General features: G+C 62.4%; 12 protein-coding genes, 1 pseudogene and 1 riboswitch. Of the genes and pseudogenes, 7 read left to right on the top strand and 6 right to left on the bottom strand.

Annotated elements, in window-relative coordinates; all coding sequences use genetic code 11:
* Positions 1-186 precede the first annotated feature (186 nt).
* A riboswitch (TPP riboswitch) is annotated at positions 187-277 on the top strand.
* A gap of 48 nt (positions 278-325) precedes the next feature.
* From thiM to ACIQ39_RS06225, 4 genes and pseudogenes are all read left to right on the top strand, one after another.
* Complete coding sequence (gene thiM / locus ACIQ39_RS06240; RefSeq protein ID WP_396433747.1) at positions 326-1,156, top strand: hydroxyethylthiazole kinase; 831 nt, start codon at positions 326-328, stop codon at positions 1,154-1,156.
* Positions 1,153-1,767 (top strand): annotated as a pseudogene (thiE, locus tag ACIQ39_RS06235) (thiamine phosphate synthase); the annotation flags it as partial. The gene thiM and the pseudogene thiE, both read left to right, overlap by 4 nt.
* 21 nt (positions 1,768-1,788) lie before the next feature.
* On the top strand, positions 1,789-2,634 hold the full coding sequence (gene thiD / locus ACIQ39_RS06230; RefSeq protein ID WP_396433748.1) for a bifunctional hydroxymethylpyrimidine kinase/phosphomethylpyrimidine kinase: 846 nt from the start codon (positions 1,789-1,791) through the stop codon (positions 2,632-2,634).
* Positions 2,627-3,385 carry a 3-oxoacyl-ACP reductase gene (locus ACIQ39_RS06225; RefSeq protein WP_396433746.1) on the top strand — a complete coding sequence of 253 codons (759 nt, stop codon included), beginning with the start codon at positions 2,627-2,629 and terminating at the stop codon, positions 3,383-3,385. The genes thiD and ACIQ39_RS06225 overlap by 8 nt, the downstream gene beginning before the upstream one ends.
* Positions 3,386-3,576: 191 nt before the next feature.
* On the opposite strand, the gene ACIQ39_RS06220 is transcribed toward ACIQ39_RS06225, so the two are convergent.
* The 5 genes from ACIQ39_RS06220 to nth all read right to left on the bottom strand — a co-directional run bounded on the left by ACIQ39_RS06220 (position 3,577) and on the right by nth (position 8,652).
* The gene (locus tag ACIQ39_RS06220; RefSeq protein ID WP_396433745.1) at positions 3,577-4,116 is read right to left on the bottom strand and encodes a DUF2894 domain-containing protein; all 540 of its coding nucleotides are present in this window, start codon (positions 4,114-4,116) and stop codon (positions 3,577-3,579) included.
* Positions 4,117-4,127: 11 nt separating this feature from the next.
* Positions 4,128-4,802: an OmpA family protein gene (locus tag ACIQ39_RS06215; protein ID WP_396433744.1), complete on the bottom strand. Its 675-nt coding sequence runs from the start codon at positions 4,800-4,802 to the stop codon at positions 4,128-4,130.
* Positions 4,802-6,970, bottom strand: a complete 2,169-nt coding sequence (locus ACIQ39_RS06210) for a hypothetical protein (protein WP_396433743.1) — start codon at positions 6,968-6,970, stop codon at positions 4,802-4,804. Before ACIQ39_RS06210 ends, ACIQ39_RS06215 begins: the two co-directional genes overlap by 1 nt.
* On the bottom strand, positions 6,967-7,752 hold the full coding sequence (locus ACIQ39_RS06205) for a DUF3348 family protein (RefSeq protein ID WP_396433742.1): 786 nt from the start codon (positions 7,750-7,752) through the stop codon (positions 6,967-6,969). Before ACIQ39_RS06205 ends, ACIQ39_RS06210 begins: the two co-directional genes overlap by 4 nt.
* A gap of 267 nt (positions 7,753-8,019) precedes the next feature.
* Positions 8,020-8,652 (bottom strand): endonuclease III, encoded by a 633-nt coding sequence (nth, locus tag ACIQ39_RS06200; RefSeq protein WP_396433741.1) that lies wholly within the window; start codon positions 8,650-8,652, stop codon positions 8,020-8,022.
* Positions 8,653-8,703: 51 nt separating this feature from the next.
* On the opposite strand from nth, the gene ACIQ39_RS06195 reads away from it, so the two are divergent.
* From ACIQ39_RS06195 to ACIQ39_RS06185, 3 genes are all read left to right on the top strand, one after another.
* Positions 8,704-9,900: a PLP-dependent aminotransferase family protein gene (locus tag ACIQ39_RS06195; protein WP_396433740.1), complete on the top strand. Its 1,197-nt coding sequence runs from the start codon at positions 8,704-8,706 to the stop codon at positions 9,898-9,900.
* Between the two features lie 446 nt (positions 9,901-10,346).
* Positions 10,347-11,189, top strand: a complete 843-nt coding sequence (locus ACIQ39_RS06190) for an alpha/beta fold hydrolase (protein ID WP_396433739.1) — start codon at positions 10,347-10,349, stop codon at positions 11,187-11,189.
* Positions 11,186-11,401, top strand: coding sequence for a DUF3820 family protein (locus tag ACIQ39_RS06185; protein WP_396433738.1), 216 nt, complete (start codon positions 11,186-11,188; stop codon positions 11,399-11,401). The genes ACIQ39_RS06190 and ACIQ39_RS06185 overlap by 4 nt, the downstream gene beginning before the upstream one ends.
* Before the next feature lie 199 nt (positions 11,402-11,600).
* On the opposite strand, the gene ACIQ39_RS06180 is transcribed toward ACIQ39_RS06185, so the two are convergent.
* Positions 11,601-13,436 (bottom strand): alpha/beta hydrolase family protein, encoded by a 1,836-nt coding sequence (locus tag ACIQ39_RS06180; protein ID WP_396433737.1) that lies wholly within the window; start codon positions 13,434-13,436, stop codon positions 11,601-11,603.
* Positions 13,437-13,692: the final 256 nt, after the last annotated feature.

Here is a 13,692-nt window from a genome sequence, read left to right as displayed (position 1 = left end):
TGCGGCCCTGGAATTGACACCGCCGACCTCATCAGACCTCGCCAAGCCTGTTTTGTAGTCTGCGGTTTGACCTCGGTTTCTAATCGAATCAATCACTTACGTGCAGGAAGTGTCGAACTTGTGTGGCTGTGCGGCGTCAAGCGCTCAAAATTGTTGAGGTTCGAAGTCGGGTTGTAGAATCCGTGCAGTTTTAGCTAGGGGTGCCCTTTGGGGCTGAGAAATACCCTTCGAACCTGATCTGGGTCATACCAGCGTAGGGAAGCTGGACCCGCTTGGGGTCCGAGTTCACCGGCGCTGCGACCTGTCTTCTTTTTAAAGGCATGCCGTGAACACCATCTCCCCCATTTTTCTGGATACCGTCTGGGCCGATCTTTGCGCTGTGCGCACGCAAGCCCCTTTGGTCCATAGCGTGACCAATTTGGTCGTCACCGCTTTCAATGCCAACACCTTGTTGGCCGCCGGGGCCTCGCCCATCATGGCCCACGCCATGGAAGAGGTGGCCGATTTGGCGCGCATTTCGGGCGCGGTGGTGGTCAACATCGGCACGCTCGATGCGCACTGGGTGCCCGCCATGCAACTGGCCTTGGACACGGCACGCGCGGCCGGCAAACCCAGCGTGCTCGACCCGGTGGGCGCGGGGGCCAGTGCCTACCGCAACCGGGTGCTGGCCGACCTGATGGCACGGCAACCCTCGGTGGTGCGCGGCAATGCTTCTGAGATCATGAGCCTGGCGGGCCACAGCGCCCAAACCAAGGGTGTGGACAGCACCGACCCGGTGGAGCTTGCGCTGGCCGCTGCCCAAGCCTTGTCCGAGCAACATGCTTGTGTGGTGTGCGTGTCAGGGCCCGAAGACCATGTGTTGGCGCCCGACGGCCGCCACGCCGTGCTGCGCAATGGCCACCCGCTCATGACCCGTGTCACCGGCGTGGGCTGCTCGGCCAGTGCTTTGGTGGGTGCATTTGCTGCGGTGCAGCCCGATGCCTGGCGTGCCTGCACCAGCGCCATGGCTTACTGGGGCGTGGTGGGGCAGATTGCGGCCGCACGCATGGCCCCCGACACTGGCACCGGCCGCTATGCCAGCGCTTTGCTGGACGTGGCCAGCACCCTGACCCAGGCCGAGTTGGCCGCCACTTTGCGTGCCGAGGCCCTGGCGTGAGGGCGCGCGACCCCCAGGCCTTGCGCCAGCGCTTGCGCTTGTATTGGGTGATGGACGGCAGCGATCTGGACAGCCTGGCCGGCCAGGCGCGGGTCACCGACGCGCTGCAAAGCGGGGTGGGCTGTGTGCAACTGCGCGACAAACACAGCGACACCCGCGTTCTGATCGAGCGCACCCGAAGCTTGCTGCGTTTGGCGCGGCCGTGGCGGGTGATGGTGATGGTCAACGACCGGGTGGACGTGGCGCTGGCCGCTGGTGCCGATGGTGTGCACCTGGGCCAAAGCGATACACCCTTGGCCCAAGCCCGGGCGGTCTTGGGTCCGCACGCGGTGCTTGGCCTGTCGCTGGAACACCCCGAGCAGTTGGCCAGCGCCGACGCTTGCGCTGCCGACTACCTGGCGATCAGCCCCGTGTTTGATACCCCGACCAAAACCAACACCGCACCCGCTTGGGGCCTGGAGGGCCTGCGCCAAGCGCGCCTGGCCACGCGTGCGCCCTTGGTGGCCATTGGCGGGATTGACGCTGCGCGTTTGCCCGCCGTGTGGGCCACGGGCGTGGACGGCGTGGCGGTGGTGCGCGCCATCAGCGACGCTGCCGACACCGGGGCCACCGCCACGCGGCTGCGCAGCTTGATGGCCGATGCCCGGCCTTGGCGCGTGCCGCGTGTGCTGAGCATCGCGGGCTCGGACTCGGGCGGGGGCGCGGGCATTCAAGCCGACCTCAAAACCCTGGCCGCTTTGGGCTGCCACGGCATGAGTGCGGTGACTGCGCTGACGGCGCAAAACAGCCTGGGGGTTCAAGCCATCCACACGGTACCACCAGCGTTTTTGGCCCAGCAAATCAGGTCGGTGCTCAGTGACATCGGTGCCGATGCCTTGAAGATCGGCATGTTGCACGACGAGGCCACGGTGGACGTGGTGGCGCAAGCCTTGCAACAACACCCGCTGCCTGCCGTGCTCGACCCGGTGATGGTGGCCACCAGCGGGGACGCGCTGATCACACCGCCCACGGTGCGGCGCTTGCGCGAGCAACTCTTTGGCGCTTGCACCGTGGTCACCCCCAACTTGGACGAACTGGGTCTGCTGGTGGGGCGGCGCATCGAGGGGCTGGACGAGGCCTTGGTCGCTGCGCGCCAATTGATCGACCAGGGCGCACAAGCCGTTTTGGTCAAGGGCGGTCATTTGCAGACGGCACGCTTGACCGACACCTTGGTCGACGCCAGCGGCCTGCGCTGGCAGCACAGCGCGCCGCGCCTGATCAGCCGCAACCTGCACGGCACGGGCTGCAGCCTGTCATCGGCCATTGCTGCATTTTTGGCGCAGGGCCTGGGCCTGGTGGACGCGGTGGACGCCGCGCACCACTGGGTGCGCTGCGCCTTGCTCGGCGGCCTGGACCTGCGCTTGGGCGCGGGCCACGGTCCACTCAACCATTTTCACCACCCCCTGCCTTTGTTGCCTTTGGAGAACCCCCATGCTTGAACACAGCACTTTGCTCATCACCGGTGCCAGCCGCGGTCTGGGGGCTGCCATCGCCCGCGCGGCGCACCGCCATGGCGCTCGCGTCATCGTGAATTACTGGCAAAGCGAGAGCCAAGCCCTGTCCTTGGTGGCCGAGTTGGGGGCGCGCGCGTTGGCCGTTCGCGCCGATGTGCGCTCAGCCACCGAGGTGCAAGCCATGGTGCGTGAGGCCAGCGATTGGGCTGGCGGCCCCATCAACGCGCTGGTCAACAACGCCTTGCTCAACTACCAATTCAACGGCGATGCGCGCCACAGCTTGGACACCATCCCTTGGGATGCCTTGCAAGCGCAAATGGACGGTGCTGTGCGCGGCAGCCTCAACACCTTGCAAGCCTGCCGCGCGGGCATGCAAGCGGCCGGTGGCGGGCAGGTGGTCAACATCGGCACCAATTTGTTGCAAAACCCGGTGGTGCCTTACCACGACTACACGGCGGCCAAAGGCGCGCTGCTGGCGCTCACGCGCACTGCCGCCAAAGAGTGGGGGCCGCTGGGCATTCGTGTGAACATGGTGTCTGGTGGCTTGCTGCGCAGCACCGATGCCAGCGCGGCCACCCCGTCCGAGGTCTTCGACATGATCGCTGCAGCCACGCCGCTGCGCCAAGTGACCACGCCCGAAGAAATGGCCGATGCCGTGGTCTTGCTGCTGAGCCCGCTGGCGCGCGGCATCACGGGGCAAAACTTGGTGGTGGATGGCGGCTTGGTGATGAATTGATGGGGGCTTGTGCCCTTTGCAAGGGCCGTGGCCAAGCCGTTTTGGGGCTCAGCAGCCCTTCAGCTTAAAAAAAGCCCGGATCACAACAGCACCGGGCTTGGCAAACAACCGGGATGCTGTGGGCGTGCCAACTTCATTGGGTTGGGCTGGGCTGGGCTGGGCTGGGCTGGGCCGGGTCATTGGGCTTGGTGTCAAGGTCTTTGAGATGTCGCCTCGTCCAAGCGCAGCAGCGTTTCCACATGGCCCATGAAGCGTTTGAGGTAGTCGGGCGAGGCCTCGCGCATCACGCCCAATGAGCGCAGCACCAGCATGTGCGAGTTGATGGGGCCGGCGTTTTGGGGGGCTTGCGCCATGGCTTGGGCCAGCTGTTTTTGCACGCTGATGTGCCCCAGTTGTTGGCGAAAGGCTTGGGTGCGTGGGCTTTCGGCGCGCTGCGGCTTGGACTTGCCGGTGGGGCCTTGGGCAGCCGGGGTGGGCATGTCTTGCACCAGCTGGGCCAAGGGGGAGGGCGACGCCGAGTCCGGGGCGCGTGGCTTGGCGTTGGGGCCGTTTTTTGGGTCGGCCTGCCAACGGTCGTGCAAATTTTGCAGGGCTTGCTGGTGCTTGGCGCGCAGCAAGGCTTGCGCTGTGCCGGTGGTTTGGTCAGCGCGCAGCGACAGTTGTTCGGCGTAGTGCCAGCCGATGGGGTCAAAAGCGGCCAGTTCGGGCGCTGCAAAGGGCGCTTCAATCATGGTGGGGCATTTCACGAAGGGGCCAAGGCCGGTGTCGGGCTGTTGCCCGCTTTGGGCACAGGGGCCATTTCGACCCGGCGGTTTTGTGCGCGGGCTGGCTCGTTGGTGTTGGGCACCAGGGCTTGTTCTTGGCCAAAAGCGGCGGCAAACAGCATGGACGAGGGCATGCCTTCTTCGATCAAGGTGCGGGTCACTGTGAGGGCCCGCTGGGCCGAGAGTTCCCAGTTGTCCTGAAACTGGCGGTTGCGGCTGCCCACGGCCTGGTCGTCGGTGAAGCCGCTGACCATGAGCATGTCGCCGCGCAACTGCAAGTAGGTGCGCAGCGGCAGCACCAGGCTTTTGAGCAGTTGGCGGCCTTCGGGTTCGAGTTGGTCTGAATTCAATTCGAACAGCAGTTTGCCGCTGATGCCGATGCGGCCGTTGTTCAAGGTGATGCGGCCGCTGGCCAAGGGCCCGGCCAAAGCCTGCTCGAGCGACAGGCGTTGTTGCTCAGCGACTTGGCGTTTTTGCACCTCGCTTTCGAGCTGCGAGGCCATGTCGAGTTGCGCGGCCATCACACCCACCAAGAGCAGCACAAACGCGCCCAGCAATCCGGTCATCAGGTCGGCAAAAGAGATCCAGGTGGCGGCGCTGGTATCGTGCTCGGTGGCGGTGTCTGTGTCGGGGTTGGTGTCTTGTCCCAGCATCAAGCAGCCCCTTCAGTTTGGCGCTGTTGCAGCGCGTCCAGCACGTCTTTTTGGCTGCCAATGCTCAGTTCGATGAGTTCGCGGGCTTGGGCCACGTAGTAGGCCAGTTGCTCGTCGCTGCGCGTCATGGATTGGACCAAGCCGTGTTCGATGCGCTGCAGGTGGCCCATCAGCTTGTCATTGGTGTCACTGAAGTGGCGCAGCGCAAAGCCCAGGGTGTCGCCCAGGCTGGCCACATCGGCGGCGCTGGCGGTGACCTGAGCGGCGATGTCGCCCAGCTTGTCGGTCTCGCTCGCCACCTGCGCTTGAAACTGTTCAGTCGTCCGCGTCAGGGTCGCTTGGCTGGCGTTGATCAAGTGGTCGATCAGCCCGCGCTGCTGAGTGGCGGTGTGGTCTATCGATGCCTGCAAGCTGCTGAGCGTGAGCAAGATGCGGGTGCGCTCGTCGAGCATGGCGTTGTCGCGCGCCACACCGAGCGAGATTTCTTGGCGCAACTGGCCCATCACCTCGGCAGCGGTTTTGGGGGCCTGGGCAGCGGTTTCGATCAATCGGCTGATGGGGGCCTCCAAGGCGGTGCCCAATTGCGTCAAATGCACGGCCACGCTGCTTTGCAAATCGCTCAAACGGGCCACCGCCGCTTGGCCGCGCTGCGCTTCTGCCTCGCGCAGGGCGGCAAGCTCGGTCTGCAACACGGCGGTCAAGGCTTGGGCGCGCTGGCTGTGCTGCGCTGCCCATTGCGCCTCGGCCTCTGTGCGGGCCTGCACCAGTGTCTCGCTGCTGGCCAGGAGGCGCTGGATGTCGGCCATGGTTTGACTGGCTTGGCTCTGGCTGACTTGGGTGAGGTCTTGGGCCGTGCGGCGCAAGGTGTCGCAAATGGCTTGCTGCTGCGCCAAGGTGTGCGTGCCAGCGTCTTGCCATTGGCTGTGCAGCGTGCTGGCCATCTGTTCCAGCGCGGCTTGCCATGCTTGCAAGCGTTGCTGGTCTGTGCTGTTGCGCAGGGCTTGGTGTTGGTTTTGATCAAGCTTGATTTGCGCCACCAAGGCTTGGGCGCTGCGCTCGAAATTTTGGCCGAATTGGTGCAAGCTCAGGCCGACGCGCTCGGTCATCTGGCTGTTGGCTTGCGCGTGTTGTGTCAGGCTGTGCAGGCTGGTGTGGGCCACGGCTTCGGCGGTGACCGCCATTTGGGTCTTGATCTCGGCCAGTTGCGCTTGTGTGTTGAGCAGCAACCGCTGGTCCAGCCGCTGCGCCTGTTCGGCCAATTGCGCCATGCTCGCTTGCACCAGGGGCCGGATGCTGTCGCTGGCCAGTTGCATGCTGCCTTGCAAGCTGGTGCTCAGCGATTGCTGGACCGATTGCGCCAGGGCCGTGAAGGCGCTGTGCAGGTCTTGTTGAAAGCTGTGCTGGTTGGCCAACAAGCGGGCGTTGCTTTGCTCGCTGCTGAGTGCCATGTGGGCCATTTGCGCCACCATGTTTTGCAGCAGCTGCAGCATTTGCGGCAGGGCTTGCGCCTGTTGCTGCAGGGCCAAATGGTTTTCTTGCCTTTGGTGCGAGAGCGAGAAAACGCGCAGGCGGGTGTGGCTCAGGGCGTCCAGTTGCTGCGCAGCTTGGGCGCGCTCACGCTTGGCCAAATTGCTCATCAGGCCCAACATGGCCGAGGTGGCCACGCCTGCCACCGAGGTGCCAAAGGCCAGTCCCAGGCCTTTGAGCGGCTCTGAAAACGCGGCCCGAATGCCCGCCACGTTGCTCGAGCCTTCGAGCGCGAACACCGCCCCGTTGAGCGTGACCAGCATGCCCAAAAAGGTGCCCAACATGCCCAGCATGACCAACAAGCCCACCGCATAGGGGGTCAGGGCTGGGCCGGGCAGTCCCACGCGCTCGCCCGCGATGCGCTGACGCACGGGGTTGTGCAGCCCCAGGGGCAGGGTGCCTATCCAGTGGTTCAGCTCGCTTGGGTCGATCAGCTCGGCCGGCAGGCTGTCCAAAGACCGGCGCAGGGCCTGCGTGTCGGTGCGGTAGTGGCGCAACTCCAGGGCCGCCAAGGCATACACCGCAGCGATCACAGCGGTCATGGCCAGCACCAAAAAGTGGCTGCCCGCCACCATGCTGGCAACCCCAACGACGGCCAAGGCGCCCAGCCCAAAGGCGGTGTGAAAGAAATAAGGTTTCATGGTGATGCTTCTGGGTCGGGTGGTGTGGCGTGTTGGAAGGCTTCCAGCAGGCCCAGGGTGGGCTGCAGGCGGGTGTCCAATTCAGCGAGCAAAGCGCTGCGCAAGTGCTGCTGAAATGGCACAAGCCAAGCGACCGGGTGGAGGTGTTGGTTTGGCTGTTTGCGCAGTGCTTGGAGGGTTTGCACCCAGTGTTTTTCGAGCATCTTGGCCACTTTGCCCAGCAAAGCCGCCTCGCGCTCGCGCAAGATGCTTTCAAAAGACGCATCCAGTGCGGCCAGTTGCTGCAAGGCGGGCGTGCTTTGGCTCAGTTGCGTTCGCACCTGCGCGCGCAGGCTGTGGATGGCCGTGGCCATTTGCCGCTGGTGGGCCGCGTAAAAACGGCGGTAAGGCTCAAAGGCGGTTTGGGGCTCGGGTGCTGCGTGCAGCGCTGCGGGTGGCCAGTCGATGCGCGCCAAGCCCGAACCGGGCGGTGCGCCTTGCACAATCGACTCGGTCAGCTGCGCCCGGATTTTCTCGACCAGCCGCCCCAGGGCCTCGCCACTGACACCGGCAGCGCGTTTGAGGTGGGCGGCTGGTGCGGTGGTGGGTGAGGTGGTGGGTGAGGTGGGCGCGCTGGCCTCGAGCAGGCCGTGCAAGTCAATCGCTTGCCGAAAGTTCAGCCATTCCCCCAGCCTTGGCCCCAGGTCTTGGCTGCCGCGGGCAGCATGGAGCATGGCGTTTTCGGACAAAAAACGCACAAGAGCAGAGCTGTTGAAGGGCGCACGCGGCAGGGGGCGTGTCATGGGTGTGTGGTTTGGGACTCAAAAGGCAGAGCGTCAGAGCTCTAGGGGGCACGGGTGAAAAACCGAGGGGGCTGCCACCGTCAAATCGGCAAAGCGGTGATTTTACCCGCCGAAAAGAGGCATGCCCCGTTCCTCAGGGGGTGCGCAAGACAAGCGCTCGTCGGCCAGGCTGTGGCATGCCGTGCTTGACGAGGCTGTTCAGGGTCTGTTCAGTGCTTGTTCGGCGCCGGTCATCGCGGGCTTGGCCCGGCATCGAGCCGCCGAATGTCAAGCGGTTTTGGGTTTGAAGTCGCAAAACGCCGCCACCGAGCATTGCCCGCACAGTGGTTTGCGCGCTTGGCACACATAGCGTCCGTGCAAGATCAACCAGTGGTGGGCGTCCACCAAATAGCGGGCCGGAATGCGTTTGAGCAGTTTCAGCTCAACCGCCAAAGGGGTTTTGCCCGGGGCCAGACCGGTGCGGTTGCCCATGCGAAAAATATGCGTGTCCACCGCCATGGTGGGCTCGCCAAAGGCCGAGTTGAGCACCACATTGGCGGTTTTGCGGCCCACGCCGGGCAGCGTCTCCAAGGCTTCGCGGCTGCGCGGCACCTGGCCGCCGTGTTGTTCGACCAAGATGCGGCAAGTTGCCATCAGGTGCTTGGCTTTGCTGCGGTACAGACCAATCGTCTTGATGTAGCCTTCAAGGCCCTCCAGCCCCAAATTAAGAATCTTTTGGGGGGTGCCCGCCACCGGGAACAGGCGGCGCGTGGCTTTGTTCACGCCCACGTCGGTGGCCTGGGCCGACAACAGCACGGCTGCCAGCAGCTCAAACACGCTGGTGTATTCCAGCTCGGTCACGGGCAGGGGGTTGGCGGCTTGCAAGGTGGCGAAAAAAGATTCGATCTGTGCGGGCTTCATGGCGTCGGTATGTTGGCAAAATGGGAGGAATTCAACCCGGGAAGATACACCATGCCTTTGCAATTTGCCGACCGTCTGAACAATGTCGAGACCTCCGCCATCCGCGAACTCTTCAAGCTGCTGGGCAAGCCCGGCATCATCAGTTTTGCCGGGGGCTTTCCCGACAGCGCCATGTTTGACGTGGACGGCATCCGCGAAGCCAGCAATGCCGCCCTCAGCCAAGACCCCGGCGCGGCCCTGCAATACGGCGCGACCGAGGGTTTTGGCCCGCTGCGCGAACAACTGGCCCAGTTCATGGCGCAAAAAGGCGCGACCGACGTGGCCGCCAACCAGTTGATCGTGACCACCGGCAGCCAGCAGGCGCTGGACCTGATCGGCAAAACCATGATCAGCCCGGGCGACAAGGTGATCGTGGAAGGCCCGACCTTTTTGGCCACCATCCAGTGTTTTCGCTTGTATGGGGCCGAGCTCATCAGCGCCCCGGTGGACGGGCAGGGCGTCAAAACCGACGAACTGGAAAAACTCGTCGCCGAGCACAAGCCAAAGTTCGTCTACCTGATCCCCACTTTCGGCAACCCCAGCGGCGCCTTGCTCAGCGCCGAACGCCGCCGCCAAGTGTTGGAGATGGCCGTCAAGCACCAAACCCTGATCGTCGAAGACGACCCTTATGGCGATTTGTACTTTGGCGCAGCGCCACCCCCCAGCTTGTTGGCCATGAGCAGCAGCGTGCCCGGCAGCCGCGAGCTGCTGGTGCACTGCGGTTCGCTGTCCAAAGTGCTTTCACCCGGCTTGCGTGTGGGTTGGATGGTCGCACCCGAAGAACTGCTGGCCCGCGCCACCATGTGCAAGCAGTTCAGCGACGCACACACCAGCACCTTTGCGCAAGCCACAGCGGCGCAGTACCTGTTGGCCGGGCGCATGCCCGCCACCTTGGACAAGGTGCGAGCCGTGTACGCCCAGCGCGCCCAAACCATGGGCGACGCGCTGCGCCGTGAGCTGGGCGATGCGGTTCAGTTCGTCCAGCCCGAAGGAGGCCTGTTTGTCTGGGCGCGCCTGACCGGTGCGGGCGGCCAGGTGAACGACGGCAATGTGTTTGCCAAACGCGCCATCGAACAAGGCGTGGCCTTTGTGCCGGGCACACCGTTTTTCTGCGCCCACCCCGACCACACCACCTTCCGCCTGAGCTTTGCCACCGTGGGCGAGGACAAAATCTTGCAAGGCGTGTCCCGCTTGGCCAAGGCCCTGTGAAGCACTTCCCCGTCATCGCCACCCACTTCCCCGTCATCGCGAGGTGTTTCCCCGTCATCGCGAGGCACGAAGCGATCCATGGACTGCCACGTCGCTGCGCTCCTCGCAGTGACGGTGGTGTAGGCGTCATCGCGAGGCACTTCTCCGTCACCGCCACCCAGTTCCCCGTCATCGCGAGGCACGAAGCGATCCATAGACTGCCACGTCGCTGCGCTCCTCGCAGTGACGGTGATGCAGGCGTCATCGCGAGGCACTTCCCCGTCACCGCCACCCAGTTCCCCGTCATCGCGAGGCACGAAGCGATCCATGGACTGCCACGTCGCTGCGCTCCTCGCAGTGACGGTAATTCAGGCGTCATCGCGAGGCACTTCCCTGTCATCGCGAGGCACGAAGCGATCCATGGGTTGCTGCTTGGTTGAGTTTCGTTGAAGACGCAAGGAGTTTTTGTGACTGTTTCCAATGAGTCGGTGATGACCATCAACGGTACCGAGGTTTGTTTGCAAGGCTGTGGTTTGGGGGTGGGTCAGACGGTGGTGATGTTGCACGGTTGGCCCGACACCCGGGCTTTGTGGGATGGCACTGTGCTCGCGCTGCAAGACCGGTTCGCCTGTGCCCGTTTGACCTTGCCCGGCTTTGAGCAAGGCCCTTCGGCCACCAGTTTGGATGAGATGTGCGACTTGCTGCGCCAGATTGTTGACCGCATCAGCCCCGACCAAGCGGTGGTTTTGTTGCTGCACGACTGGGGCTGCATTTTTGGCTATGAATTTGCCATGCGTCACCCCACGCGTGTCTCGCGTGTGGTGGCGGTGGATGTGGGCGACCATAACTCGCGTGCTTTGTTGCGGGAATGGGGCGCAAAGGAAAAACTCGCTGTCATGGGCTACCAGCTTTGGTTGGCGGTGGCTTGGCTGCTGGGTCACCGTTTCAGCCCATCAACAGGCACCCGCATGACCCGCGCCATGGCCCGTTGGTTGCGTTGCCCGACCCCGCCTGAGCGCATCAGCCATTTGATGAATTACCCCTATGCCATGCAGTGGCTTGGAGCGGCGGGTGGTTTCAAACATGCATCGCAGGTCAAGTTGGCCATGCCTTTGTTGTTTGTGTACGGTGAACGCAAACCCTTCATGTTTCATTCTTCAAAATGGCTGGCGCAAACCGCCGCCACGCCGGGCAGTGCGGTGCTGGGTTTGCCCTGTGGGCACTGGGTGATGGTTTCTCGACCCGAGGCGTTTCACGCGGCTGTACGCGATTGGCTGGATGCGCCGACCTTGGATCGGAGTGCAGCTTGAAGCCCGATGACTTGGTCAAACTGGTCAATACGCCCATGCCTTTTGGCAAACACCAAGGCCGCTTGATCGCCGATTTGCCGGGCAACTACCTCAACTGGTTTGCGCGCGAGGGGTTTCCCAAGGGCGAGATCGGCCAACTTCTGCAGTTGATGCATGAGATTGACCACAATGGTTTGAGTGATTTGCTCAAGCCATTGCGCCGTCGTGATTAGCTTGTGCTGGCCTTGCGCAGTGGGCATGGCTTGGCGGCAAAACCCATTCTTCTGTCCCTGCCATTGGCGCGCTCAGCCTGTCCTTTTTTGTCACCTTGGCCTGTGTCGCTGTCACCCGGCCCTGAGCCGGGGTGACAGGGCGCACATCGGGTTTGAGCCAATGAGGCGGTGCACATTGGCTCGGGCTCCGCTCGTCTCTTCAAGGGGCGGGGGGGGTGAACAGCGCGCTGATGTGGTTAAAAATAGCCTGTTGTGCAGCAGGGATGGCCAACACACCGGAATGAGTGGCCGGTTGGCCGGTGACATCCGCGAACAGCTGGTAATTTGTCTCACTGCCTTTGGCTTTCATGAGTTTTTGCAAAATGTCGCTGGCGGTGGGCAACACGGTCGTATCAGACGCGCCTTGAACAATCAAAGTTTTGCCGGGGAGTTTGAAGGTGCCTGGCTCCATGGCTTTCAAAACACTGGCCACGGACGGTTTGTTGATTTCAGACACGATGACGCCGGTGTAGGCCGTGGCGGGTTTTTTTTCATCTGCAAAGGCAGTGATGTCTGCTTCAAGCGTCGCGAAGTAAGCGCCCAAGCAGGTGTTGGCTTTTTTGTGCACCTCTTGCAGGCGTGCACCCAATACGATTTTGGGATCGATTGGTTTGGTGGTGAAGCTGCTGCCTTGAATCAGATAAGAGGCGTAAAAGTTGGATGTGCCAAGCAGATCAAAGGACGCAAGGGCAGCGGGCGCTTTGGCGATGCTGTCGGTCATCAAGTTCAGCGCTGGCAAAAAGTTCGACGCAGGTGCCACGGCCACGGTGCCTTTGTAGCTCAGAGTCGTTGATTGTTTCTTGGCCAATTCTGAAAATTGCGCGGCCGCCAAGGCGGCGTGGCCACCTTGTGAATGGCCAAATGCAGCCCAAGCGCCAGAGAGATTCGCGTCAGTCACGGCTTTGGCCGCTACGGCCGACAAGGCAAACGATTGCCCGGCGCTGCCCAAGTGCAGGTAGGGGTGTGCATTGGGCACGTCCTCGGTCGCTGGGCCGCGGCCTTCGTAATCGGGCATGATCACCGCCAAATTCTTCTCGAGCATGGCGGTGATGAACGGTTCATAGCCCAAAACGCCCGTGGCTTGCAAAATGTTGCTGGGCGCGCAGAGGCTGTCAATGCCTGTGGTGCCATGGCCAAACACCACCAAGGGTCTGCCGCCGGTGGGGGCTGATTCTTTGGGCGTGAAGAGCAGGGCCGATGCGTTGATCAGTTCACCCTTGACATTGCGCATTTTGTAAATTACCAATTGGCCTGTGGCCAAATTGGCAACCTTGGTGGGCAGCTTGGTCAATGGGGTGTTTTTAACCAAGGTACCGAGTTGAGCATCGGCCGCTTTGAACTTGTCAGCAAAATCTTTCAACCTGTCCTTGGGCCGGTCCTTGGCGGGCAGGGCTTCATACGCCGCTTGGGCTTTTTGCAAACGCGCTGCGGTTTCACGCGCCATGCTGTGCACCAGTGGATTGGGCGCTTTGATGTGGTCTTCGTGGAAATTGGTGTTTTCTGGCAAGCCCAGGTCTTTGAGGACTTGGGCCTTGGCGGCAGCCATCGTCAGGCCATCGGTTTTGATTTTGCTCACCAACAGCGTGGTCAAGGGCGTGATCACACTGGGCTGGTCGGCCGTGGTGGCCATGGTGTAGCCCGATTTGCCAGCTTGCTCCAAAGTTAAGCCGTTGTCGTCCGAGTCTTTGGCGGTTTTGGGAATGTCCACCACCAGGTTCAAACCGGCGGTGCTGGTCGCGCCAACTTCGAGTTTGAATTGGCCATCTTTTCCGGTTGTGACCGAGGTTTCGTCGGCGTCGCAGGCGCCGTTGCTGTTGCTGTCGAGGCAGACGGTGGCGCCTTCGATGTAGCCATCGATAACCGTGCCGCTGAGGGCATTACCGGACTGGTTGCCGGAGGCCATGCCGGTCTGGTTGTCATCGTTGCCCCCCCCGCCGCAGGCGGTCAAGATGGCGAGCGTGATGGCTGTGAACAGCAGGGTTTGGCTAGAGCGCATGTATCTATCTCCTTTTAAAAAATGGATCATAACTAATTTATTTAGTGATTTATTTAATAATTTATTAATCAATAAACAAACCTGTCCCTGATGCGCCCGTCAAACACAGGGTCGAAGCCATGGAACGCTTTTGATCAGGCCACGGATCGACACCCACTTCCAGGGGGCTGTGCGCGCAACAGCCTCGCGGTGTTTGAAATGCGTTTGCAAACCTTTGCGATGAACACGGCCCGATGGCGTTGATGCATGCTTTTTT

This window comes from Limnohabitans sp. (assembly GCF_044361645.1).
Lineage (GTDB): Bacteria > Pseudomonadota > Gammaproteobacteria > Burkholderiales > Burkholderiaceae_C > Limnohabitans_A.
The sequence above is the reverse complement of the archived record's forward strand: the minus strand, read 5'-3'. Positions and strand labels throughout refer to the sequence as shown.